Annotated in this window: 21 protein-coding genes and 1 other RNA gene; 12 read left to right on the top strand and 10 right to left on the bottom strand. The window is 30.8% G+C overall.

Annotated features, from left to right (window positions below):
- The first annotated feature begins 48 nt into the window (after positions 1-48).
- From ABNT14_RS08875 to ABNT14_RS08865, 3 genes are all read left to right on the top strand, one after another.
- Positions 49-495 (top strand): FixH family protein, encoded by a 447-nt coding sequence (locus ABNT14_RS08875; protein WP_101902894.1) that lies wholly within the window; start codon positions 49-51, stop codon positions 493-495.
- Positions 495-1,193, top strand: coding sequence for a sulfite exporter TauE/SafE family protein (locus tag ABNT14_RS08870; RefSeq protein ID WP_101902893.1), 699 nt, complete (start codon positions 495-497; stop codon positions 1,191-1,193). Before ABNT14_RS08875 ends, ABNT14_RS08870 begins: the two co-directional genes overlap by 1 nt.
- A gap of 81 nt (positions 1,194-1,274) precedes the next feature.
- Positions 1,275-2,108, top strand: a complete 834-nt coding sequence (locus ABNT14_RS08865) for a universal stress protein (RefSeq protein ID WP_101902892.1) — start codon at positions 1,275-1,277, stop codon at positions 2,106-2,108.
- Between the two features lie 215 nt (positions 2,109-2,323).
- Here the strand turns inward: ABNT14_RS08865 and ABNT14_RS08860 are convergent, their stop codons facing one another.
- From ABNT14_RS08860 to ABNT14_RS08840, 5 genes are all read right to left on the bottom strand, one after another.
- A complete protein-coding gene (locus tag ABNT14_RS08860; protein WP_101902891.1) occupies positions 2,324-3,028 on the bottom strand; it encodes a DUF4369 domain-containing protein in 705 nt (234 codons plus the stop codon).
- A 41-nt stretch (positions 3,029-3,069) separates the two neighbouring features.
- Positions 3,070-4,377, bottom strand: coding sequence for a DUF819 domain-containing protein (locus ABNT14_RS08855; protein ID WP_101902890.1), 1,308 nt, complete (start codon positions 4,375-4,377; stop codon positions 3,070-3,072).
- A gap of 162 nt (positions 4,378-4,539) precedes the next feature.
- Positions 4,540-4,704, bottom strand: coding sequence for an Arc family DNA binding domain-containing protein (locus ABNT14_RS08850; RefSeq protein WP_101902889.1), 165 nt, complete (start codon positions 4,702-4,704; stop codon positions 4,540-4,542).
- Positions 4,705-4,771: 67 nt separating this feature from the next.
- Positions 4,772-5,257: a hypothetical protein gene (locus tag ABNT14_RS08845; RefSeq protein ID WP_101902888.1), complete on the bottom strand. Its 486-nt coding sequence runs from the start codon at positions 5,255-5,257 to the stop codon at positions 4,772-4,774.
- A gap of 5 nt (positions 5,258-5,262) precedes the next feature.
- Positions 5,263-6,123 (bottom strand): SPFH domain-containing protein, encoded by an 861-nt coding sequence (locus ABNT14_RS08840; RefSeq protein ID WP_101902887.1) that lies wholly within the window; start codon positions 6,121-6,123, stop codon positions 5,263-5,265.
- A 117-nt stretch (positions 6,124-6,240) separates the two neighbouring features.
- Between ABNT14_RS08840 and ABNT14_RS08835 the strand changes: the two genes are divergently transcribed.
- The 4 genes from ABNT14_RS08835 to ABNT14_RS08820 all read left to right on the top strand — a co-directional run bounded on the left by ABNT14_RS08835 (position 6,241) and on the right by ABNT14_RS08820 (position 10,210).
- Positions 6,241-7,029 (top strand): S1/P1 nuclease, encoded by a 789-nt coding sequence (locus tag ABNT14_RS08835; protein ID WP_101902886.1) that lies wholly within the window; start codon positions 6,241-6,243, stop codon positions 7,027-7,029.
- Positions 7,030-7,256: 227 nt separating this feature from the next.
- Positions 7,257-8,297 carry a flavin-containing monooxygenase gene (locus tag ABNT14_RS08830; RefSeq protein WP_101902885.1) on the top strand — a complete coding sequence of 347 codons (1,041 nt, stop codon included), beginning with the start codon at positions 7,257-7,259 and terminating at the stop codon, positions 8,295-8,297.
- A 42-nt stretch (positions 8,298-8,339) separates the two neighbouring features.
- On the top strand, positions 8,340-9,272 hold the full coding sequence (gene ctlX, locus ABNT14_RS08825; RefSeq protein ID WP_101902884.1) for a citrulline utilization hydrolase CtlX: 933 nt from the start codon (positions 8,340-8,342) through the stop codon (positions 9,270-9,272).
- A 74-nt stretch (positions 9,273-9,346) separates the two neighbouring features.
- On the top strand, positions 9,347-10,210 hold the full coding sequence (locus tag ABNT14_RS08820) for an OmpA family protein (protein WP_101903378.1): 864 nt from the start codon (positions 9,347-9,349) through the stop codon (positions 10,208-10,210).
- A gap of 601 nt (positions 10,211-10,811) precedes the next feature.
- On the opposite strand, the gene ABNT14_RS08815 is transcribed toward ABNT14_RS08820, so the two are convergent.
- On the bottom strand, positions 10,812-12,668 hold the full coding sequence (locus ABNT14_RS08815) for a PLP-dependent transferase (protein ID WP_101902883.1): 1,857 nt from the start codon (positions 12,666-12,668) through the stop codon (positions 10,812-10,814).
- A 223-nt stretch (positions 12,669-12,891) separates the two neighbouring features.
- Between ABNT14_RS08815 and prfA the strand changes: the two genes are divergently transcribed.
- Positions 12,892-13,968, top strand: a complete 1,077-nt coding sequence (prfA, locus tag ABNT14_RS08810) for a peptide chain release factor 1 (RefSeq protein WP_101902882.1) — start codon at positions 12,892-12,894, stop codon at positions 13,966-13,968.
- A gap of 123 nt (positions 13,969-14,091) precedes the next feature.
- Positions 14,092-15,150 carry an HNH endonuclease domain-containing protein gene (locus ABNT14_RS08805; RefSeq protein ID WP_101902881.1) on the top strand — a complete coding sequence of 353 codons (1,059 nt, stop codon included), beginning with the start codon at positions 14,092-14,094 and terminating at the stop codon, positions 15,148-15,150.
- A 67-nt stretch (positions 15,151-15,217) separates the two neighbouring features.
- On the opposite strand, the gene ssrA is transcribed toward ABNT14_RS08805, so the two are convergent.
- Positions 15,218-15,611, bottom strand: a transfer-messenger RNA (tmRNA) gene (gene ssrA / locus ABNT14_RS08800).
- Between the two features lie 173 nt (positions 15,612-15,784).
- Here ssrA and ABNT14_RS08795 point away from each other — a divergent pair.
- Positions 15,785-16,993, top strand: a complete 1,209-nt coding sequence (locus tag ABNT14_RS08795) for an NAD(P)-dependent oxidoreductase (RefSeq protein WP_101902880.1) — start codon at positions 15,785-15,787, stop codon at positions 16,991-16,993.
- Between the two features lie 5 nt (positions 16,994-16,998).
- Positions 16,999-17,214: a DUF3820 family protein gene (locus ABNT14_RS08790; protein ID WP_101902879.1), complete on the top strand. Its 216-nt coding sequence runs from the start codon at positions 16,999-17,001 to the stop codon at positions 17,212-17,214.
- Between the two features lie 53 nt (positions 17,215-17,267).
- Here the strand turns inward: ABNT14_RS08790 and rmuC are convergent, their stop codons facing one another.
- The 3 genes from rmuC to kdsA form a co-directional block, all read right to left on the bottom strand.
- Complete coding sequence (gene rmuC, locus ABNT14_RS08785; RefSeq protein ID WP_101902878.1) at positions 17,268-18,929, bottom strand: DNA recombination protein RmuC; 1,662 nt, start codon at positions 18,927-18,929, stop codon at positions 17,268-17,270.
- A gap of 385 nt (positions 18,930-19,314) precedes the next feature.
- On the bottom strand, positions 19,315-20,274 hold the full coding sequence (locus tag ABNT14_RS08780) for a transglutaminase domain-containing protein (RefSeq protein WP_101902877.1): 960 nt from the start codon (positions 20,272-20,274) through the stop codon (positions 19,315-19,317).
- Positions 20,275-20,314: 40 nt separating this feature from the next.
- The gene (kdsA, locus tag ABNT14_RS08775) at positions 20,315-21,133 is read right to left on the bottom strand and encodes a 3-deoxy-8-phosphooctulonate synthase (protein ID WP_101902876.1); all 819 of its coding nucleotides are present in this window, start codon (positions 21,131-21,133) and stop codon (positions 20,315-20,317) included.
- 139 nt (positions 21,134-21,272) lie between these two features.
- Here kdsA and ABNT14_RS08770 point away from each other — a divergent pair, with 139 nt between their 5' ends.
- Positions 21,273-22,265: a M28 family peptidase gene (locus ABNT14_RS08770; RefSeq protein WP_234984994.1), complete on the top strand. Its 993-nt coding sequence runs from the start codon at positions 21,273-21,275 to the stop codon at positions 22,263-22,265.
- Positions 22,266-22,279 lie beyond the last annotated feature (14 nt).

Raw genomic sequence — 22,279 nt, 5'->3', positions numbered from 1 at the left:
TTTTTATAAGCGGCTTGCTTTATTTTTAATCATATTAAAACACTTAAGATGAAACTAAACTGGGGCGCGGGTATCGTAATTGCAATTATCGCATTTATGAGTTTTATTCTGTATTTTGTTATATCAATGAGTACAGGAAATAATTACAATCATGATTTGGTATCAGAAGAATATTATCAAAAAGAATTGGTTTTTCAGGGCGATATAGACGCTACTAAAAATGCTAAAGAATTATCAGAAAATATTAAAGTACAAAGAGTATCAGAAGGATTAAAAATCTATTTTCCAACAGCATTTAATCCTACTGATATTAAAGGAAAAGTGTTCCTATACAGACCATCTAATAAACAATTAGATTTTGAAATGCCTATTTCAATTTCTAATACATATTTGCTCGTGCCTGAGAAACGTTTATTGGGTGGTCGATGGAACATTATCGTTTCTTGGAATTACAAAAATACACCTTATTTATTTGAGCAAGAGTTAATTTATTAATGATTTTATCAGCGCTTATATTTGGACTATTAGGAAGTTTTCATTGCATAGGAATGTGTGGACCCATAGCTTTTATGTTGCCTGTTGATAGAAGCAATAAAATTAAACAATTCTTTCAAATTTTAAGTTATCATTTTGGAAGATTATTCACTTATGGCTTAATTGGATTGTTATTCGGGTTATTAGGAAAAGGTTTTTATTTCTTCGGATTTCAGCAGCAACTTTCAATAGTGGTAGGTATTTTAATGATTTTGGTAATTCTTTTACCAAAAACGTTTCAAAAATATAATTTTTCAAAATCGATTAATAAATGGGTAATGAAAATAAAGTCATCATTAGGAAAAGAATTAAAAAAGAAAGGAAATGATACTTTTTTTACTATTGGCTTTTTAAATGGATTTTTACCTTGTGGGTTGGTTTATATGGCTGTTTTTGGTGCAGTGGCTACCACAAATGCTTTGTCAGGAAGTTTATATATGTTTATTTTTGGGTTAGGAACAATTCCGTTAATGACCATAATTGTATATGTTGGTAATTTTGCCAATGCTTTAATTCGAAAAAGAATACAACAAATCATTCCTTATGTAGTAGTTTTTATAGGGATATTATTTATTTTACGAGGCTTGGGCTTAGGAATACCTTATGTTTCTCCATTACCAGTAAGTAATTTAACAGTGCCAATTAAAGGCTGTCATTAAATTGAATTAGCCATAGTAATAGCTCTTTTTATCAATTAAATTTAGTAACTTTAGTGAGTACTAAACTAAATAAATACTAAGATGAAAAAAATAATTGTTCCCGTTGATTTTTCAGTTTATTCTGAAAATGCCTTAAAAACTGCCGCTTCTTTAGCTAAAAAAAATAATGCGGAAATTGTTGTTGTTCATATGTTAGAACTGTCGCATGTTATGATGAATCAATCGGCAAATTTTACGCAATTAGAATCGGTTTTTTTATTAGAATTGGCTAAAAAAAAGTTTACCGAATTTTTAGACAAAGATTATCTATCGGAAATAAAAGTAACACCAATTATTAAACATTTTAAAATTTTTACAGAATTAGATGCCTTAGCAAAGCGTGAAAATGTAGATTTAATTGTTATAGGATCTAAAGGTACAAGTGGTATTGAGGAAATGTTTATTGGTTCAAATACCGAAAAGGTAATTAGATACGCAACTACGCCTGTTTTAGTTGTAAAAGAAACTCCAATTACTTCGAAATTACAAAAAGCAGTATTTGCTTGTGAATTTTCAATTAATGATGTAGGTTCATATTTAACGGCTAAAAATTTCTTTAAAAAACTAGATTGCGAACTAGAGTTATTATATGTAAGCACGCCTACTATTAGTTTTAAAAGCAGTAAAGAAATTGAGCAAAGTATGTTTGATTTTTTTGAAAAAGCAGGTGAAGATGTTTCCTGTGTAAAAAATGTAAAAATTATTTCAGATTATACCGTAGAAAGTGGTGTATTATATTTTGCAGATAAAAGCAATGTCGATATTATAGCTCTGGCAACACATGGGCGCAAAGGGCTTTCTCATTTCTTTGAAGGAAGTATTTCTGAAGATATCGCTAATCATAGTAAATTACCGATAATATCGTTTAAAATATAAGGTATTTTAGTTTTTTAATAATAAATGAGTACGAAAAGCCTAGCCCCGATTGTAGCAATTGTTTGAGCTCCTTTTTTGATTTTTTTCAAAAAAGAGCGAGTGCGAAAAGCGGGAATTAGCTCCATGAAAATATAGTAAAATTACCTAAAAATTAAAGTAAAAAAAACTCGATATTTTATAATATCGAGTTTTTTGTTATTGTAAGAAATATCGAATTACTCAGTTTCTTTATTTTTAATTTCGGTAATAAATTTTTGTAAACGTTTTCCGTAATCAGAGCTTTTAACAGTTTTAGAAAGGCTGTTATTAATGGTGTCTAACAATACAACATTGGCATCAAATAATTCAGATAGAGCAATGTAAGGAGCAGCTTCGCTATTGGCGTTTGCGATGGCAAAATTAGTAGAAAATAAAAAACGACGCTTCATCATTTTTTTATAATCATTTTCTAATTGCTTTACCAATTCAGTGTCTTTGGCGGCACGTGCATCAAAATCTTTTTTAATAAAACCTAAACGTAAATCTTTAAATTTTGTGTCTATTTTATTAAATTTATCCATTACTTCTTGATTTTTAGAGCCTTTTATTTCAGGTTTAAAACCAAATTCGTCTAAGTTATCGTTAATAGTAATGTTTCCTTGTTCACCAAAAAACATAATATGTTTATTATCGGTATTTCCATCAAAAGTTAAAAAATACATTACCGGCGAGCTTACATCGTCTGACAAAGTAAATTTATCGCTTCCTAATAAAGCAACAGAATCAACAGAAACCAAAACGGTATCGTTCATTTTTTGAAGATATAACGTCCCTTTTTTTAATCCTTTAATTTGACCTTTAACAATCATATTTCCTTCTTTTTTAGAAGAACATGCGAAAGCCAATATAGAAAAGGCTAAAACTGCGATAATTTTTTTCATAAGTAAATATAATTTTTAAGTTGCAAATATGCTGAATTCTGTTATAAAGTAGCCGATAATTCCATTAAAATTGTACAGATAATTGCACCAACGGTTCCAATAGCATATCCAAATACGGCTAATAACACGCCAACCGAGGCTAACGATGGGTGAAATGCCTGTGCTATAATTGGAGCAGAAGCGGCACCGCCAACATTGGCTTGGCTTCCTACGGCTAAAAAGAAATAAGGTGCTTTAATTAATTTTGCGACAAAAATTAGTAATCCTGCATGAATAGCCATCCAAACTACGCCAATGGCAATTAAGCCAAGATTATCAAAAATCATAGCTAAATCCATTTTCATTCCGATAGATGCAACTAATATATAGATAAAAATACTCCCTATTTTACTAGCGCCTGCGCCTTCGTAATTTTTGGCTTTTGTAAACGATAATCCAATAGCAATAATGGTTGAAACACTAATTAACCAAAAGAAGCTTGAGCCTAAAAATGAAAAGATATTCTGCCAACCTTTTGATTGAATTCCTGCGATTAAATTACTACAAAAATCACTTAAATATCCAGATGTAAAATGAGCGAAACTAACAGTACCAAAGGCAATTGCTAGCATAAGCATAAAATCGGTTAAACTTGGGTTTCTTTGTACGCTTTTTGTAAAGGTTGACATGGTTTCTTTTAGCTCTTCAATTGCTGAGGTATCGGCTTTTAACCATTTATTAATTTTATCTTTTTTACCAATTCCGATTAATAAAATAGCCATCCAGATATTAGAAACAACAATATCGACAAAGACCATTCCGCCATATTTTTGAGGGTTGTATTTGTAAATTTCTAACATAGCTGTTTGATTTGCGCCTCCGCCAATCCAACTTCCTGCAAGGGTAGAAAGCCCACGCCAAACGGCATCAAAACCAGCTCCTCCAACAGTTTCTGGCGAAAAGATAGAGATTAATAAAATAGCAATTGGTCCACCGATTATAATTCCTACAGTTCCTGTAAAAAACATAATTAATGCCTTTGATCCTAAGTTAAAGATTGCTTTTAAATCGATACTGATGGTCATTAAAATTAAAGCAGCGGGTAATAAAAATCGACTTGCTACATAATATAATTGCGATTTTCCTTTTACAATTTCACCTGCGGAATTTAAACTTTCCCATTCAGGGGAAATTACGCCAAAAGTGGTGAAAAGTGCGGGTATAAAATACGCCATAAATAATCCTGGAACTATTTTGTAAAATTTATGCCAAAAACCGCTAGTTTTTGATTCGGTATAAAATACAAAGCCTAAAGAAATCATTAAAATTCCGAAAACAATGGCATCGTTTGTAATAATTGGTGCTGTCATTAATATCTAATTTTCTGCTAAAGTATCAAAATTATAGCATAAAAAAAGGGAATATTAAAAGTAGGTGTTTCGGTTTTAAATTGTTAGTGTTTATTTTAAAAACCTCTTAATTTATAATTAAATTAAGAGGTTTTTGCTTTTATAAGAGAAAGACAAACAAAATTACTGTTCTTCCTTTTTAGGTTCACGTTTGGCTTGCTTGAGTGTTTGCATAAGCATCCATTCAATCTGTCCGTTTGTTGAACGAAATTCATCAGCAGCCCATTTTTCAATTGCCTTAATCATGTCTTCATTTATACGAAGTGCAAATGCTTTCTTTTTTGCCATTGTTATTTTTTTGCAAAATAAATGATACTATTAAAAATAACGACTATTATTAGCGTAATAATTGCAATCATTTCATCTTTTTTTGATAGGTTTCTAAAATTCGTGTGGCATTCTGTTCTTTTTGAGTGCCGATAAGTAGTTTTTTTCCACTCTTTAAAACAAGTTGTATGCCAATACGACCTTTTACAGTGTATGAATTGTGCTTAATTCCCCAGCCTCCATAGTCTAATATTGGGTTAAATGTTACAACGCTAGCATATTTTAAAGCGCTCCAACTTATTTTTTTAGCCTTTAATTGTATCGGATAAAATTGATAATAAATACCTGTTTCATCTATTGTTGTTGTTAACTCCATACTGAAAAAAAAGAGTGTTAATAGTATAAAACAAACAGTTGATAGTATTAAAACTGAATTCGGCATTGGATTGTCTCCAAAAGGAATTTTTAAAATAAATTGTTGATAAATTCCATATAGGAAAAAACTATTCAACAAAATAAAGAGTAAAATAACCCAAACTTGTGTGAATTTTTGCGCTTCTTTAAATACTTTCATCTTATTTAATGGTTTAAAGTTCCTGTATTTACAATAGGCGAGGCTTCTTTATCACCACATAAAATAACTAATAAATTACTAACCATTGCGGCTTTTCGTTCGTCGTCTAAATCGACAATTTGTTTTTTATTTAATTCTTCTAAAGCCATTTCAACCATCTCTACGGCTCCTTGCACAATTTTATGACGTGCCGCAACAATAGCGGTTGCTTGCTGACGTTTCAACATAGCACTTGCAATTTCTTGGGCATAGGCTAAATAACCAATACGAGCTTCTAAAACCTGAATACCTGCAATAGACAAACGCTCCTCTATTTCTTTTTCTAAAGCTAGACTAACTTCATTAATACTAGAACGTAGGGTAATATCTTCTTTGTGTCCTTCATCTGCAAAATTATCATACGGATACATACTTGCTAATTTACGCACGGCAGCATCGGTTTGTACACGGACAAAATTCTCGTAATTATCAACATCAAAAGCTGCTTTATAGGTTTCGGTAACCCGCCACACTAAAATGGTAGAAATCATTATAGGGTTTCCTAATTTATCATTTACTTTTAAACGTTCGCTATCAAAATTACTTGCTCGTAATGAAATAGTCTTTTTTTTGTATAAAGGGTTTGCCCAAAACAAGCCGTTTTGTTTTACCGTTCCTACATATTTACCAAAAAATAATAATACTTTAGAAGAATTCGGATTTACCAAAATAAAGCCAAGCGATAGTATAAAACCCGCTATTGAAATGACTATAAAACCGATATTTTCATTGATTATTGATGCTACAATTCCGCTAATAACGAGCAGTAAAACGATTGCGAACATTAAATAACCGTTTACTGGATTGATAATTTTTTCTTTTTGCATTTTTTTTAATTTAAAGTGATATCAAAATGATATCGTAAAGATATGTTTAAATTTTTGTTAAAACCAAATGTCTGAGTAAATAAATGTATATTTTTGTAGAAATTTAAAGTAATTTTTATGAAACTTAAGGTATTAGTATTGTTTTGTGTTTTTTTAATAAGCACATCGGCTATCGCAAATAATGAAGATTTTTGGGGTCAAACAGGGCATAGGGCAACAGGAGAAATTGCACAAAATAATTTAACGAAAAAAGCAAAACGTCAGATTGATAAATTATTACAAGGCGAAAGCTTGGCGTTTGTGTCAACATATGCTGATGAAATAAAATCGGATAGAAAAAAATTTGGGAAATTTTACACTTGGCATTATATAAACATGCCGTTAGATGCAAAATATAGTGAGGTTGCTAAAAATCCAAAAGGTGATTTAATTACAGGAATTAAAGCCTGTGTGAAAATTTTAAAAGATAAAAATAGTAGTATTAAAGACAAGCGTTTTTATTTAAAAATGCTAGTGCATTTAATAGGTGATTTACACCAACCATTACATATTGGGCAGAAAGAAAATAAAGGAGGAAATGCAATACAGGTACAATGGCATGGAAAGGGGTCTAACCTGCATAGAGTTTGGGATGGCGATTTAATAAATATGTGGGATATGAGCTATTTAGAATTAGCCGATAATGCAAAGCGTTTATCAAAAGAACAAATTAAAGCACTTCAAAAAGGAACTGTTATCGACTGGATGCAAGACACGCATACATTAACGAAAAAAGTATATGGTTCTGTAAAAACAGGCGATAAACTAAGTTACCGTTATTCGTATGATTATTTTCCTGTGGTAAGAGAACAGTTACAAAAAGGAGGCTTGCGTTTGGCAAAATTATTAAATGAAATTTTTTGTTAAAACAGAGATAGGTAGAGACGTAATTTATTGCGTCTCTATTTTACATAACATTATTTATTGAATTCACTTTAAAATGATGTTATTTTATTGATTTTCATGGAATTAATCATTTAAAATAAAAATAACTTAAAATTAAGCGCTAAAGACTATCAATATGTTTTTAGTGTTAAAAATTGATGCCCCTTATTTTTCCTATCTTTGAAGGGTAAATTATAAAAAGATAACAGATGTTAGATTATGTAGTAATTGGAGGAGCACAAGCGGGATTATCAATGGCGTATCATTTAAAAAAGATAGGCAAAAAATTCATCATTTTAGATGGTGAGAAAGAAATTGGGGCTTCTTGGTTAAACAGATGGGATTCTTTAAAGTTATTTACACCAACAGAATATAATCATTTACCTGGTTTTAAATTTGATGCTCCAAAAGGACATTATCCAACAAAGGTTGAGGTGAGTGATTACTTTAAAAACTACGTGAAAAAATTTGATATCAATGTACAGTTAAACACCTTGGTAACATCGGTTAAAAAAAATGAAAATGGTTTTTTGGTAGGCTATAAAGAGGGTGAAATTCAAACCAAAAATGTTATTGTAGCTACCGGTCCTTTTCATATTCCGTACACGCCACCTTGCCACACTAAAATTTCTGAAAGTGTTTTGCAGATGCATAGTAATTTTTATAAAAATGACAGCCAATTACAAAATGGTGATGCGCTTGTTGTGGGTGGAGGCGATTCTGGTTATCAAATTTTAAACGAATTGTCGAAAGATGGTTCTCGAACGGTTTATTTTTCGGGAGATACCAATGTAAAGTCGTTACCACAGCAATTTTTAGGAAAAACATTATGGTGGTGGTTTACACTTATCGGTTTTTTAAGTTACAGCAAATATAGCTGGATTGGTAAAAAAATAAATTCATCAATACAGCCTGTTATTGGAACGGACGTAAAAGAGATTCTTTCTCGAAAAAATGTGATTGCTGTAGGACGTACAAATAGTGCATTAAACACCGATATTACTTTTGAAAAACAAACGGTTTCTAGCATTAAAAATATTGTTTGGGCAACAGGATATCGCCCAAATTTTAGTTGGATTGAAAGTTTAGAGTTAGACAAAGACGGGTATCCAAAAAATTACAGAGGCGTAAGTACTATTGAAGGTTTATATTTTATCGGTTTACCTTGGATGTTTACCCGTGGATCGGCAACCTTAGGAGGGGTGGCAAATGATGCGAGCTACCTAGCGGATATCATCAAAAACAAATAAATTTCTTATATAAAATATTTTAAATTCAATACTTTTAAACAGATGCAACAAACTACAAATACCATATTAATGGTGCGTCCTGCTAGTTTTAGAATGAACGAGCAAACGGCTGTAAATAATTATTATCAGCAAGAATTAGCCAATATGTTACCTGCCACAATTAACGCAAAAGCACAGCAAGAATTTGATGCTTTTGTTGTAAAATTAAAAGCGGTAGGGGTTGATGTTATTGTAGTAGAAGATACCAAAGAAACAGATACTCCTGATGCCTTATTTCCTAATAACTGGATTTCTTTTCATGAAAATGGCGATGTGGCTATCTACCCAATGTTTGCCGAAAATAGGCGTTTAGAAAAGCGAGAAGATGTATTGACTATTTTAGAGGAACAGGGTTTTAAAATAAATAGTATTGTTGATTATTCTGAAGCCGAAGAACAGGATGTTTTTTTAGAAGGTACAGGAAGCATGATTTTAGATCGTGTGAATAGAAAAGCATATTGCGCTTTATCGCCAAGAGCTGATGAAGAGTTGTTTATTGAATTTTGTGAAGATTTTGAATATACACCCGTAATTTTTACCGCAAATCAAACCGTAAATGGAGAAGTTGCTGCAATTTATCATACTAATGTAATGATGTGTGTTGCCGAAACATTTGCTATTGTTTGTTTAGCTTCAATTGATGATAAGAAAGAAAAAAAATCGGTTGTTAAGCATTTAAAAACAAGCGGAAAACAGGTAATTGCAATTACAGAAGAGCAGGTAGTACAGTTTGCAGGAAACATGTTACAGGTAAAAGGTGCAAATGATGAGCAATTTTTAATAATGAGTTCATCGGCATATAATTCATTAACTGCAAATCAACTTCAGGAAATAAATAAACATACCAGTATAATACACAGTTCGTTAGAGGTTATTGAAACCTGTGGAGGTGGAAGTGCCCGTTGTATGATGGCTGAGGTGTTTTTAAAAAAATAAATATTCTGCATACTAAAACCTTAAAAGTTTAGTTTAGGAGTCATATTAAATAGAATTAAGTAATGAAAAAAGTAATGAAAAAAGTTTCAGTTTTAGCAGCTGTTTCAGTTTTAGCAACATCATGTGTTTCAAAGAAAAAATATGTTCAGTTAGAACAGCAATACAAAGCAACACAAGGTACACTTCAAAAAACAACTCTAGAAAAAGAAGCGTTAGCAGCAAAATTTGCGAAAATTGAAAATAGAGTTGCTATTTATAACTCTAAAATAAATTCATTAAGAGGCATTAATTCAGGGTTAAGAAAACAGAACGATGTTAAATTAGATATGGTGGAAGGTGCTGTAATATCTAATGATATGAAAGTTAAGATGCGTAAAACTTTAGCAAATGTTGATGCTAATTTATTAGCAAATGCTAAAACGTTAAAAGATTCTATGAATTTAGCGGTTTCTTATCAGCTGAAAAAATCAATAAATGTTGCTGAATTAGAAAACTCTGACGATATTAATGTAAACATTGATAAAACAGTAGTAATGATTTCTATTTCAGATAAAATGTTGTTTAAAACAGCAAGTTATAATGTAAATAGAAATGCGTATAAAACGCTTAAAAAATTGGCAGATATCATTAAATCGGAACCTAGTATGGATGTGATGATTGAAGGACACACCGATTCAAGAGGTATTCATAACGAAGTAATTAAAGATAACTGGGATTTAAGTGTAAAAAGAGCTACGTCAATTGTACGTATTTTAGAAAATAAATATAAGGTTAACGCTAGCAGATTAATTGCATCAGGAAGAGGTTCATCTTTACCTTTGGTTGATAATAAAACAAGAGCTAACAGAGCAAGAAACAGAAGAACAAAAATAATTATTTTACCAAACTTAAATAAGTTTTTTGGTTTAATGGCTTCAGAAGAAGTAATTCAGCCATAATAGAAACTAAAATTGAATAAAAAACCAGCCTTTGATGTAAAATTAAAGGCTGTTTTTTTTGTTGTTAATTTCTTTTCTGAAAGATGTATTGCTGATAAATATAGTTAGGTTAACTATATTTACTTTTTAGTACAAATGCCTAGCCCCGATTGAGGCATTTGTTTGAGCTCTTTTTTGATTTTTTTCAAAAAAAGCGAGTGCGGAAAGCGGGAAATTGCTTCAAATAATTTTTAGTAATACACAAAAAAACAGCCTTCATATTAAAAAAATGTGAAGGCTGTTCTAAGAGCCTGTCTAAATTTCATCTAAAAAAGTTTTGTAATATCAAAATAAGAAATCGAATCTGTTCTGTCAAACTGAATTTAGTTCAGTTTCGCATCCTGATTTGCCGTAGTTTTTAGCTTTTTTTGATAATTCTTGTCAATTCGAGTGATTTTAATGACTAAAAGGAATTAAAATTGTATCGAGAATTTGAGTTCTTTTATGTTGATGAATTTTATACAAAAAAGTTCTCGATACAATTTTTTTGAAGGAAAAAAATCACTCGAACTGACAGTTTATTTAATTTTTAAACAGGCTCTAAGTATTTTAAAAACAAATATTAGATGCTTTTTACAAAGTCTAAAAATATTTTTTTATGCAATTCTAAATCCATATTTGCCGAAAGTGAGGCGCGTACAATATAATCTTTGTCGCCTTCTTTGGTGGTTCCTTGGGTTGAGGTTGCAGGAATTGTCCAGTAGCATCCTTTTAATTGTCCGTAACTTACACAAAATTTACTTTCGGTAGGTATTTCGGTAATCATTAGGTTGATTAATTTTAAATTTAAGGCTCTTTTATAAGTCTCTTTTTCGGCATCAGAATTTCCTTTTGTCGGTAAATCTAAAGAGAAAACAGAGGGCGTAAAGCCTTGAGAAGCTAATTCTTCGGATACAAAATTTATTTTTGCGCCTGGTAAATTATCGGTAATAAAAGTTACAAATTCACGGGTGTTTTTATACGCATCTATAATTCGTTGGTTCATAGATGGTAATTGCTTTGCCAATATGTTGTATTGAAGTGCCGTTGCTTGGTTATCGGTAACGTTTAAATGAATGGCTATTTTATCCATTAAGGTTTCCGATTTTTTGTTTCCAACACAATAACCTGCGGTACATTTTCCGCCACTAGGGAATTTTGAGCCACTAGCAAATGAAATAGTACGAACGCTTGATAATATGGCATTTTCTCCTAAAAAGTGAACGTTCGGACAAAAAGTTTGATCTAAAATAAAAACAGGGTCAACAGCGATTGTTCCTGAGTTTGTAGTACGTTTTTTAGTTAAAACAGTTTTTAAATCATCTAAATTAGGAACTTCAACTCTTGGGTTGGTAGGAATTTCAGCAATGATAAAAGGAACAGCGTCTTCTAGGGCTATTTTAGCCAACACAGCATCGATACTCTTTACCATATCGTTACCGCCATCGACTAATAAATCAACAATTTCTACATTTTCAAGACAAGCGGCAACACGTCTTGCTTGGTCGTTGGTACCTCCGTAACAATTTGGTGGAACGACAATTTTAATAGTTTTTCCGTTGTTATTTTGCTGTGCATGGTCAACTAATCCCATTAAAATAGCATATTGAATAGACAGTCCGCTAGAGGCAACCAGCGGGGTTATGGTGCTATCGGTAATTTCTTGGATACTTTTTAAAACCGAAGCCTTATCTTCTAATAAATTGCTTTTAGTAATATCCGAAGAAATTGAACTTGCTTTTTTAACTACAAATGATTGTAAAACAGCTAGTGAATCGGCAGGAGTCATCGCAATACTTTCTCTACGTCTGACGTGTTGAATTTCCGAAATATATTCTTGATTTTCCTTTTTATTTACTGCTAAAACACTTCCTAATTTTGTATTTATATTGATAAAAAAATCAATATTAGGATTGCTATTTATATTGAAATTACAAATTTCTTTTTCTTCGGATATTAAAATAGTACTACCATCAAAATTAGAAATTTTATCAGTAATTTTTTTTAGTTCAAATTTATACCCATAAACATTTTGTAAAACATCGGCATTAAAAGCAGCTGGCAATTTATCGGAATAAATTATTTGGGTGTTTTTATTTTGCTGTAAATTACTTCTAAGAATGGCTAAAATAGGCATTGTAGTAGAAGAAAAACTGATGATGTTTTCAGAATTTAAATCATTCATTTTTGAAATAACCCATTCTAAAACACACGACAAAGGATGTCCAAGTCGAATATAATCGTAAGCGGTAGGCAGTTCACTTAGCGCCGATAATTGACTGTTATTGTTATTAAATAAGCTTTCGAACTGATTTGTAAATTCAACTTTTGCTAATTTTTCATTGTAAATATCTAGTCGATGTGTTGTTAAATTTAACCAATCGGTAGGCATGTTTTTTAGCACTTCATTAATATACTCTTGCATGTTACTGTTTTGCATAATTTTCAACTTTATATAAGCTGTAAATATACAGTAAGTACGGGTATTTTAATACACCTATAAATGCTTTGTTTTATTGTTTTTTAGAGATAAATAAACCATATAAAATAGTAGATTTTATTTTAATGATAAAAAATGAGTTTTACCCTAAAAATATAGTTGGGTTAAATTTAAAAATAATTCCGATAAAATCCGTAAATTCGCAGACCAGAAAAGCTAGAAGATGTTAGATAAAATAAGAATTATAAAGCAACGTTATGACGAAATTTCGGATTTAATTATCCAGCCAGAAGTTATAATGGACCAAAAACGCTACGTTAAATTAAGTAAAGAATATAAAGATTTAGGTAAGGTTGTTAAAAAAGGACAAGAATACCAAAGTTTAACGGACTCTATTGAAGAAGCGAAAGAAATTATAGCCGATGGAAGCGATGCTGAAATGATGGAAATGGCTAAAATGGAAATGGATGACGCTAAAAAGCGTATTCCTGTTTTAGAGGATGAAATTAAGTTTATGCTTATTCCGAAAGACCCTGAAGATGGTAAAAATGCCGTTGTAGAACTTAGAGCAGGTGCTGGAGGTGATGAAGCAAGTATTTTTGCAGGTGAATTATTTAGAATGTATACTAAATATTGCGAAGGTAGAGGCTGGAAAGTATCAACAGTAGATTATTCTGAAGGAACAAACGGAGGTTTTAAAGAAATTCAGTTTGAAGTTTCTGGTGATGATGTTTACGGAACTTTAAAATTTGAGGCAGGTGTACACCGTGTACAACGTGTACCACAAACCGAAACACAAGGTCGTGTACATACATCGGCAGCAACTTGTATGGTTTTTCCTGAAGCTGAAGAATTTGATGTAGAAATTAATCCTAAAGATGTACGTATTGACTTTTTCTGTTCATCAGGACCTGGAGGGCAATCGGTAAATACAACCTACTCAGCAGTACGTTTAACACACATTCCTACTGGTTTAGTAGCACAATGTCAAGATCAAAAATCGCAACATAAGAATAAAGAAAAAGCCTTTAAAGTATTACGTTCTCGTTTATACGACATGGAACTTGCCAAAAAACAAGCAGAAGATGCTTTAAAACGTGGTTCAATGGTTACTTCTGGTGATAGAAGTGCTAAAATTAGAACTTACAATTTTCCGCAAGGACGTATGACAGACCATAGAATTGGTTTAACTTTATATGATTTATCAAATATTATCAATGGTGATATTCAGAAAATTATTGATGAGTTAATGCTTGCAGAAAACACTTCTAAATTAAAAGAATTAGGAGAAACTATTTAATAGCAAATAACACAATATTTTAAAAAAAGGTGCAATCTACATGGTTGCACCTTTTTTTTTATCTTTAGAGAATCATTTTGTAACTTGCTAATAGAGTTATGTGTCTTTTTTAATTTTAAAATAATGAATTTAATTCCTATTAATACTATTTTCAGAAATACAACTAGTAGTTATAAATATTACTGGTGGTTATCTATCATAGAAATATCTTTTTTAGAGGATAAAGAAAACATTTCTTATAATGAGATTATATTTAAAGTTATCAGTAAAATTTGGTATCCAGTTAATTATTTTAAACTTTCATTTGGAAAAAAAGACCGCTGTGCTTTTTTTATAAAAGAAATTCAAAGGGAATATAATTTAGAAGATAATCTAAGTGAAAGAGATTTATATCAATTTTTGATTGAAAATAAAGATAGTAAATTTTTAACTAAAATAACTTCGGAATTAACAAGATATGTTCCTTTTAGATTTATTAGGGCTTGGTATGCTGAACAAACAAGAGGTTTGAAAGATGGAATTATTAATTCTAAAATTTTAGAATTACAAGATAATAAATCACCTTATGCAATAAATACTGAACTCAAAGAAATTAAGATAAATAAAGATTGGGCTTCTTGGATTAGAACTAATTATAATTTAATAAAGTCATATACTTATTTTGAATTAATAAAATATTTAGAGGGCGAAAATCCTCAAACATCAAATTTATCTAAAAAAATAGATAAACCAACTTTAAGAAAACTTTCTACGCCAACAACATATTGGAAGAAATATATTGTAGAAAACCCAAACAAATTAGATGTTTTTGAAAATAAACCATTAATTTCTATGAAAGAACTTAGTATAGACCATTTTCTTCCTTGGAGTTTTTTTACACATGATTTAATTTGGAATCTTCATCCTGTAAGTAAAAATATAAATTCTTCAAAAAATAATTATCTTCCAAAAGAAAAATATTTAACACCTTTTTGTTTTTTACAATATGATTTCTGTGATTTTTTATTAAATGAAAAAGCTAATAAAGTTTTAGAAAATTATTACTTATTATTTAAGTGTTCTAATGATGAATTAAAGAGTATCTCAAAAGAAGAGTTTTCAAAAAAAATCAATAATTACTATCTTCCTCAATATGAAATAGCAAAAAATATGGGATTTAACTGTAATTGGTTTTGGAAATAGTTTTTTCATCAGTAAAATCATCACCTAAAAATAAAAACCCTGTAAACACGGGGTTTACAGGGTGTAAAAGTGGAGACGCCGGGAATCGAACCCGGGTCCAAACAAGCAGTTCAAATGCTTTCTACATACATATTTCTTTCTTAATTTTCGACAAGTAACTGATTAAGAACAATCTGTTAAAAGCTTATCTTCTTTAGTTTCAAAAATCTGTCGAAGCTTCAGGTTTTCTATATTTACTTTTACGATATCCAAAAGTGAAGCGCCGTAAATCAAGGCTATTCGTGGACATAAAGCTTGCACACCTTGTGTGCCGAGGCTAATCTTACTATGATTCGGATTATGCAGCTAAAGCGTAGTTATCTTCGCCGTTTAAAAAGTTGAAATAAAGATTTACGAGTTTCTATTCACTGCTCGGCATGCTTACATTATCGCTGGTCTCGCTGTCAAAACCAGTCGTCCCCAAAATGATAAAATTTAAAAAAATAGTATCAAATATTATTAATATATTTGAATACAGAATGCAAAGGTAATAAAAAACTACTTGTAAAATACATTTAAATCAAGTATTTTCGCTTAAATTGTTGTATTTTCAACAATTATAGATTATTTGTTTAATTTTATACAAAACACATACATGAAATTCGGAATTATTAAAGAACGTAAAAATCCACCAGATAGAAGAGTGGTATTTTCTCCTGAAAAGTTACAAGAATTTAAAGCGCAATTTCCAGCGGCAGAAATAGTAGTAGAAAGTTCAGATATTCGTGTTTTTAGCGATCAAGCTTATAAAGATGCAGGCTTAGAAGTTGTAAGCGATATGTCTGATTGTGATGTATTATTAGGGGTAAAAGAAGTTCCTTTAGAGGCTTTAATTCCGAATAAAAAATATTTTTTCTTTTCACATACCATTAAAAAGCAACCTTACAACCGTGTGTTATTACAAGGAATGTTAGCAAAAAACATTGAAATGTACGATCACGAAACCATCATTAAAGAAAATGGTGCTCGATTAATTGGTTTTGGACGTTATGCAGGTTTAGTAGGTGCTTACAATGGTTTTAGGGCTTTAGGTTTACGTGAAAAATTATTCACTTTACCAAAAGTAGAAACTCTTACTGATTTAGATGCTGTAAAATCTGAATTAGACAAAATTACGTTGCCAAATATTAAAATTTTACTTACTGGGACAGGTAAAGTAGCACACGGAGCTAAAGAAATTTTAGATTATTTAAAAATTAAACAAATTAGTGATGCTTTATATTTAACGGCTGATTTTACCGAGCCTGTATATTGCGTGTCGGATGTGATGGAATATAACAAGCGCATCGATGGTAAAGTAGGTGAGAAGTTTGCTTTTTATAAAGACCCGAGCGGTTATCAAAGTAATTTTATGCCCTATGCAAAAGTGACTGATTTCTTTATAGCAGGTCATTTTTATGGTGATGGAGCGCCGTATTTATTTACTAGACAAGATGCAAAACATGCTGATTTTAAAATTAAATATGTCGCTGATATTTCTTGTGATGTTGATGGTCCGGTAGCAACAACACTTCGTTCGTCAACAATTGCTGATCCTATTTATGGCTATGATGCTCAAACCGAAAAAGAGGTTTGTTTTACATCTGAAAATGCCATAACTGTAATGGCTGTTGATAATTTACCTTGTGAATTACCAAAAGATGCCAGTGAAGGATTTGGAGAAATGTTTTTAGAAAACGTAATTCCAGCTTTTTTCAATGACGATAAAGACGGTGTTTTAAAACGCGCTAAAATGACCACAAAAAACGGAAAATTAGCCGAGCGTTATGCCTATTTACAAGCCTATGTAAACGGCGAAGAATAATAAGTATGTTAGCAGACAAGCAATTTTTAATTGATACAGCCCAAATGCGGATGCCTTTTGGAAAATATAAAGGTTATTATTTGGTTGATTTACCTGAACATTATATTGTTTGGTATAAAAACAAAGGCTTTCCTGCTGGGAAACTAGGTAAAATGATGGGCTTGGTTTATGAAATGCAATTAAATGGTTTGGAAGATATTTTACGAAAAATTAGAAGTTAATTTTTTATTCATATAAAAATCCGCTGTTATTTCAAAATAACAGCGGATTTTTTTTAGATTATTTCTAGCTGATTAGCAGCTTTATTTTTCAATTCTTTAGAGAGTTCTTTTTTATTTTTGATGCCTAATTTTTGTAATTTACTTGCTTGTAAAACCAAATTATCATTTCCTGTACTTAATTGTTTAAATGCGGTATTGTAAGATGTTTGTGCGTTGTCGATATATTTCCCTACTTTTTCTAAATTTTCAATAAAAAGAACAAATTTATCATATAATTTAGCACCTCTTTCAGCAATAGCAATCGAGTTTTGATTTTGATACTCACGCTTCCATAAATCGACAATTAACTTTAATGAAGTTATTAAATTTGTTGGATTCATTAATAAAATACGCTTGTCGTAAGCGTAATTCCAAAGGTTGTGATCGCCTTGCATTGCCGCAATATATGCTGGCTCACTAGGGATGAACATCATTACAAAATCTAAGGATTTATTATAATCATCATAGCCTTTTGTGCTCAATGCAACAATATGATTTTTGATTGCCGAAATATGTGCGGTCAATTCTTGTTTTTGCGTATCGACATCTGAACTAGCAATATATCGGGTAAAGGCATTTAACGAAACTTTCGAATCGATAATTACATTTCTGTTATCAGGATATTTTATAACCGCATCGGGGCGCATTTTTTTACCTTCAGCATCGGAACGAATTGCTTTTCCGTTCTCGTCTTTTAGCTCATGCTCCATAAAATATTCTTCATTTTTACGCAAGCCAGATTTTTCTAAAATACTCTCTAAAATCATTTCGCCCCAGTTTCCTTGGGTTTTTGCTTCGCCTTTTAACGCATTTGTTAAATTGATGGCATCTTGACTAATTTGTTCACTTTTTTCGGCTAATTCCTTAACTTTTTCACCTAAAGAAAAACGCTCTTTACTTTCTTTATTATAAACATCTTCGACTTTAGTTTTAAATTCTTTAATATCTTTATTTAAAGGATTTAATAATTCTTTAATTTTAGATTCATTAACTTCTGAAAAAGATTTGGTATTTTCTTTTAAAATTTGACTCGCAATATTTTGAAATTCAGTATTAAACTGATTTCTAAGTTCTTTAATTTCGTTTTTTTCTCGGCTTAGTTTTTCGTTTGATGAAACAATTTTGGCGTTTGCAGTGGCTAAGTGTTCATTTATTGCATTAAACTTTTCTTTTAGGTTATCATATGCTGATGTTTGTTTTTCAATAGTATCAGCATGTTGTGTAAGTGTATGTTTAGCAGCGTTAAAATTGGCATTTTTAGTAGATAATTCGTTTGATAGGTTTTTATTTTCTGATGTTTTAAGAATAATTTGTTCTTCTAAATTGATAATAAATTCTTGTTTTTCTAAAAGTATTTTTGATATTGAATTATTATTTGCTACTAATGTTGCTTTTTCTTTTTCTAAAAATAACCTATTTTCTTCGGATGCTTTTAATTGATTTTCTTTGTTTGTAATTAGTTTTTCTTTTTCGGAAATAGTTGCAGTTTGTTGTGCTTGCTGATGTTTTGAGGTCGCTTTAAAAGAATCAAATTCTTTATCGATTAAATTAAATGCTGTTTGAGTTTTTTCTTTAATGGAATTAATTTTCGAATTTGTTTTTAAGTTTCCGATAAACCAACCAATAACAGCGCCGAGTAGCACGCCTACAATAAGATAAATAATAGTTTGTTCCATAGCTTTTTTGTTTTTTATAAAGTGTTAATTAGTAGATGTTTAAAATTACTGTTTTTCTTTATTAATGCGCTTAAAAATGTTTTTTTTATTTTAAATAGCTAAACATCATCCTGAATTTAGTTCAGCATCGCATCCTGATTTGCCATGTTTTAGCTTTTTTAATGATTTTTGTCAATTCGAGTGATTTTAATGACTAAAAGGAATTAAAATAGTATCGATAATTTGAAGAGGATTATTCAATTTTAGTTAAAAATAAAGTTTGATGTACTAAATTCCTAGCCCCGATTGAAGCTTTGTTTGAGCTCTTTTTTTGATTTTTCTTCAAAAAAAAGCGAGTGCGGAAAGCGGGAAATAGCTTCTAAAAAATCTTTATTTAAATAGTAATTTATTTTATTAAAAAGATTGCTACAACCTGTTTGTCAATAAGTAAAAAAACTTCGTTGCTGTTTTTAGGAGGAAGAATACTTACAATTGTCTGATTTTTTTCGAAAGAAATTTTTGGTTTTTGAGCATATTTTACACCTTTAAATCCACAATATATAGATTGGTTTTTAGCAATATTTTCAAGGATAAAAGTAATGGGTGTATTTGTTTTTTTAGTAATGATACCAGTAGTTGGAGCTATTAATTTGTATTGTTTTTTAAGGAAATCAGTGGTGTATATTGGTTGCTGAAAGTAGCTTTTTAAAGACATTCGTTTTACACGTAATTGCCATAAAATATCTTCAGGAAAATGGGTTAAAAAATATTTTTCTTTAGGAATATTAAAATAATAATCATTAAAATTACGTTGCCAACGTCCGTTTTTAACAGCTCCTGCTGCCCAAGTAGCATCTAAATATAGCCATTTATTGTTCAGTTTTACAGCATTCCAAGCATGATTCGGTTGGTTATTTACCTTACCAATATCGTTTGAAGAAATTCGAACATTACCTTTTATTATTTCGTTTTCAATATTTAAAAGCGTACAAATATTAGCAAATGTTTGTGCATAATCTTCACAAATTCCACTTCTTCTAGCTAATGTTTTTTTTACAATAGCATCTTTTATAGCTTTAATTTTCGCTTTTTTTTCAGCTTCGTTTCTATAGCTAAACTGTGTTTTTCTGGCACTAAGGTTATTAAATGCAATTAAATCGTATCGAATATTAAAAGCAAGCCAGCTAAATAAGGCTCTTACTTTTTCATTATCAGAAGTAAAATCGGTAGAAATTTTGTCAGCTAATTTTTTGGCGGTAATTCTTTTAGGGTAGGTTTTTATTTTGGCATCAACAATTGAAAAATCTTGAGCCGATAGGGTAGTGCTAGTAATAAGGAGTGCTAAAAATAAATAAAGTTGCTTCATAACAAGAGTTTAAAACAACTTTATTTATCAAAAATTGTGCCTATAAATTATTGACAGTTTTTCTAATGGCTACTAAGTTTGTTAATAGCTTTTCTAAATAATCAAGGTGTAACATATTAGCACCGTCACTTTTTGCATTTGCAGGGTCAAAATGTGTTTCAATAAATAATCCATCGACATTATTAACAACTCCAGCTCTTGCGATTGTTTCAATCATATCGGGTCTTCCACCAGTAACACCACTTGTTTGGTTGGGTTGCTGTAGCGAATGAGTTACATCTAAAACCGTAGGCGCAAATTCACGCATGGTTGGGATTCCTCTAAAATCGACAATCATATCTTGGTAGCCAAACATAGTTCCTCGGTCGGTAATCCATGCTTGTTGGTTTCCTGCATCGTGAACTTTTTTAACGGCGTGTTGCATTGCTTCAGGACTCATAAACTGCCCTTTTTTCAAATTAACAACTTTACCAGTTTTTGCGGCAGCTACCACTAAATCGGTCTGACGTACTAAAAAAGCAGGAATTTGTAAAATATCGACATATTCGGCAGCTTTGTAGGCATCTGAAACTTCGTGAATATCAGTAACCGTAGGAACATTGAAGGTTTCAGAAACTTTTCTTAGAATTTTTAACGCTTTTTCATCACCAATTCCCGTAAAACTATCAATTCTACTTCGGTTTGCTTTTTTAAAACTTCCTTTAAAAATATAAGGAATTTGTAATTTATCAGTAATTGTAAGTACTTTTTCAGCAATTCGCATTGCCATCTCTTCACTTTCAATAGCACAAGGACCTGCTAAAAGGAAAAAATTGTTAGCATTAGTATGTTTTATATTCGGAATAAGATTTAAATCCATGATTTTAAGTTGTAGGTTTTCAACAAAATTAAGAAATTAATTTAGCTATTTTAGCGGTTTTAAATTAAATAAGAATCGACCCTAAAAATTACACCCAAATTATACTGAAATGAAAAACAATATTAAAAAAATAGTATACGTGTCAGCCTTTATTCCGATGTTTTTATCGTCATGTAAAACAGTGAAAAATGATCAGAATAAAACGGCTAAACCTTCATTTGAAGTAATTACAAATACAGCTAAAAAGAGTGTGAAAAAGGCTTTTGTATTTGATTCATTATCGGTTAAAAAACATTTATACACCTTGGCTTCGGATGAAATGCAAGGGCGTAAACCTGGAACTCAAGGGATGGAAAAAGCAACTGTTTATATTGAAAACCAGTTTAAGCGTATTGGGTTAAAAACCTATAGAAATTTGGCTACTTATCGCCAGAATTTTACGCATAAAGGCATTAAAATGAGTAATATTATTGGGGTTTTAGAAGGGAAAAGTAAAAAGGAAGAAATTGTAGTGATTTCTGCGCATCATGATCATTTAGGTGTAAAAAAATCGGTAGAAGGAGATGTGATTTTTAACGGTGCAAATGATGATGCTTCAGGGGTTGTTGGAGTGCTAACATTAGCCGAATATTTTGCTCAAAAAGGTACAAATGAACGTACTATTTTATTTGTGTGTTTTACTGCTGAAGAAATGGGCTTAGTTGGTTCTGATTTTTTTGGAAAAGGAATCGACCCTACCAAATTTGTTGCAGGAATTAATTTAGAAATGATAGGTAAAACGCCAAGTTTTGGTAAAAATACCGCTTGGCTAACAGGGTTTGAACGTTCTGATTTTGGTAAAATTATCCAAAAGAATTTGGTAGGTACAGGGTATCAGTTATTTCCTGATCCGTATGAGAAATTTAATTTATTTTTTAGGTCAGACAATGCTTCTTTGGCACGTTTAGGAGTACCAAGTCATACGTTTTCTACTACGCCAATTGATGTTGATAAAGATTATCATAAGGTTTCTGATGAAGCAAAAACCTTAAATATGGGGGTAATTACTCAAACGATTAAAGCGGTAGCAAAAGGAACAGAGAGTATTATCAACGGAAAAGATACGCCTACAAGGGTTGTTTTAGAAGAGTAATTTTTGTCTGAAAT

It is taken from the genome of Tenacibaculum dicentrarchi (assembly GCF_964036635.1).
Lineage (GTDB): Bacteria > Bacteroidota > Bacteroidia > Flavobacteriales > Flavobacteriaceae > Polaribacter > Polaribacter dicentrarchi.
The sequence above is the reverse complement of the archived record's forward strand: the minus strand, read 5'-3'. Positions and strand labels throughout refer to the sequence as shown.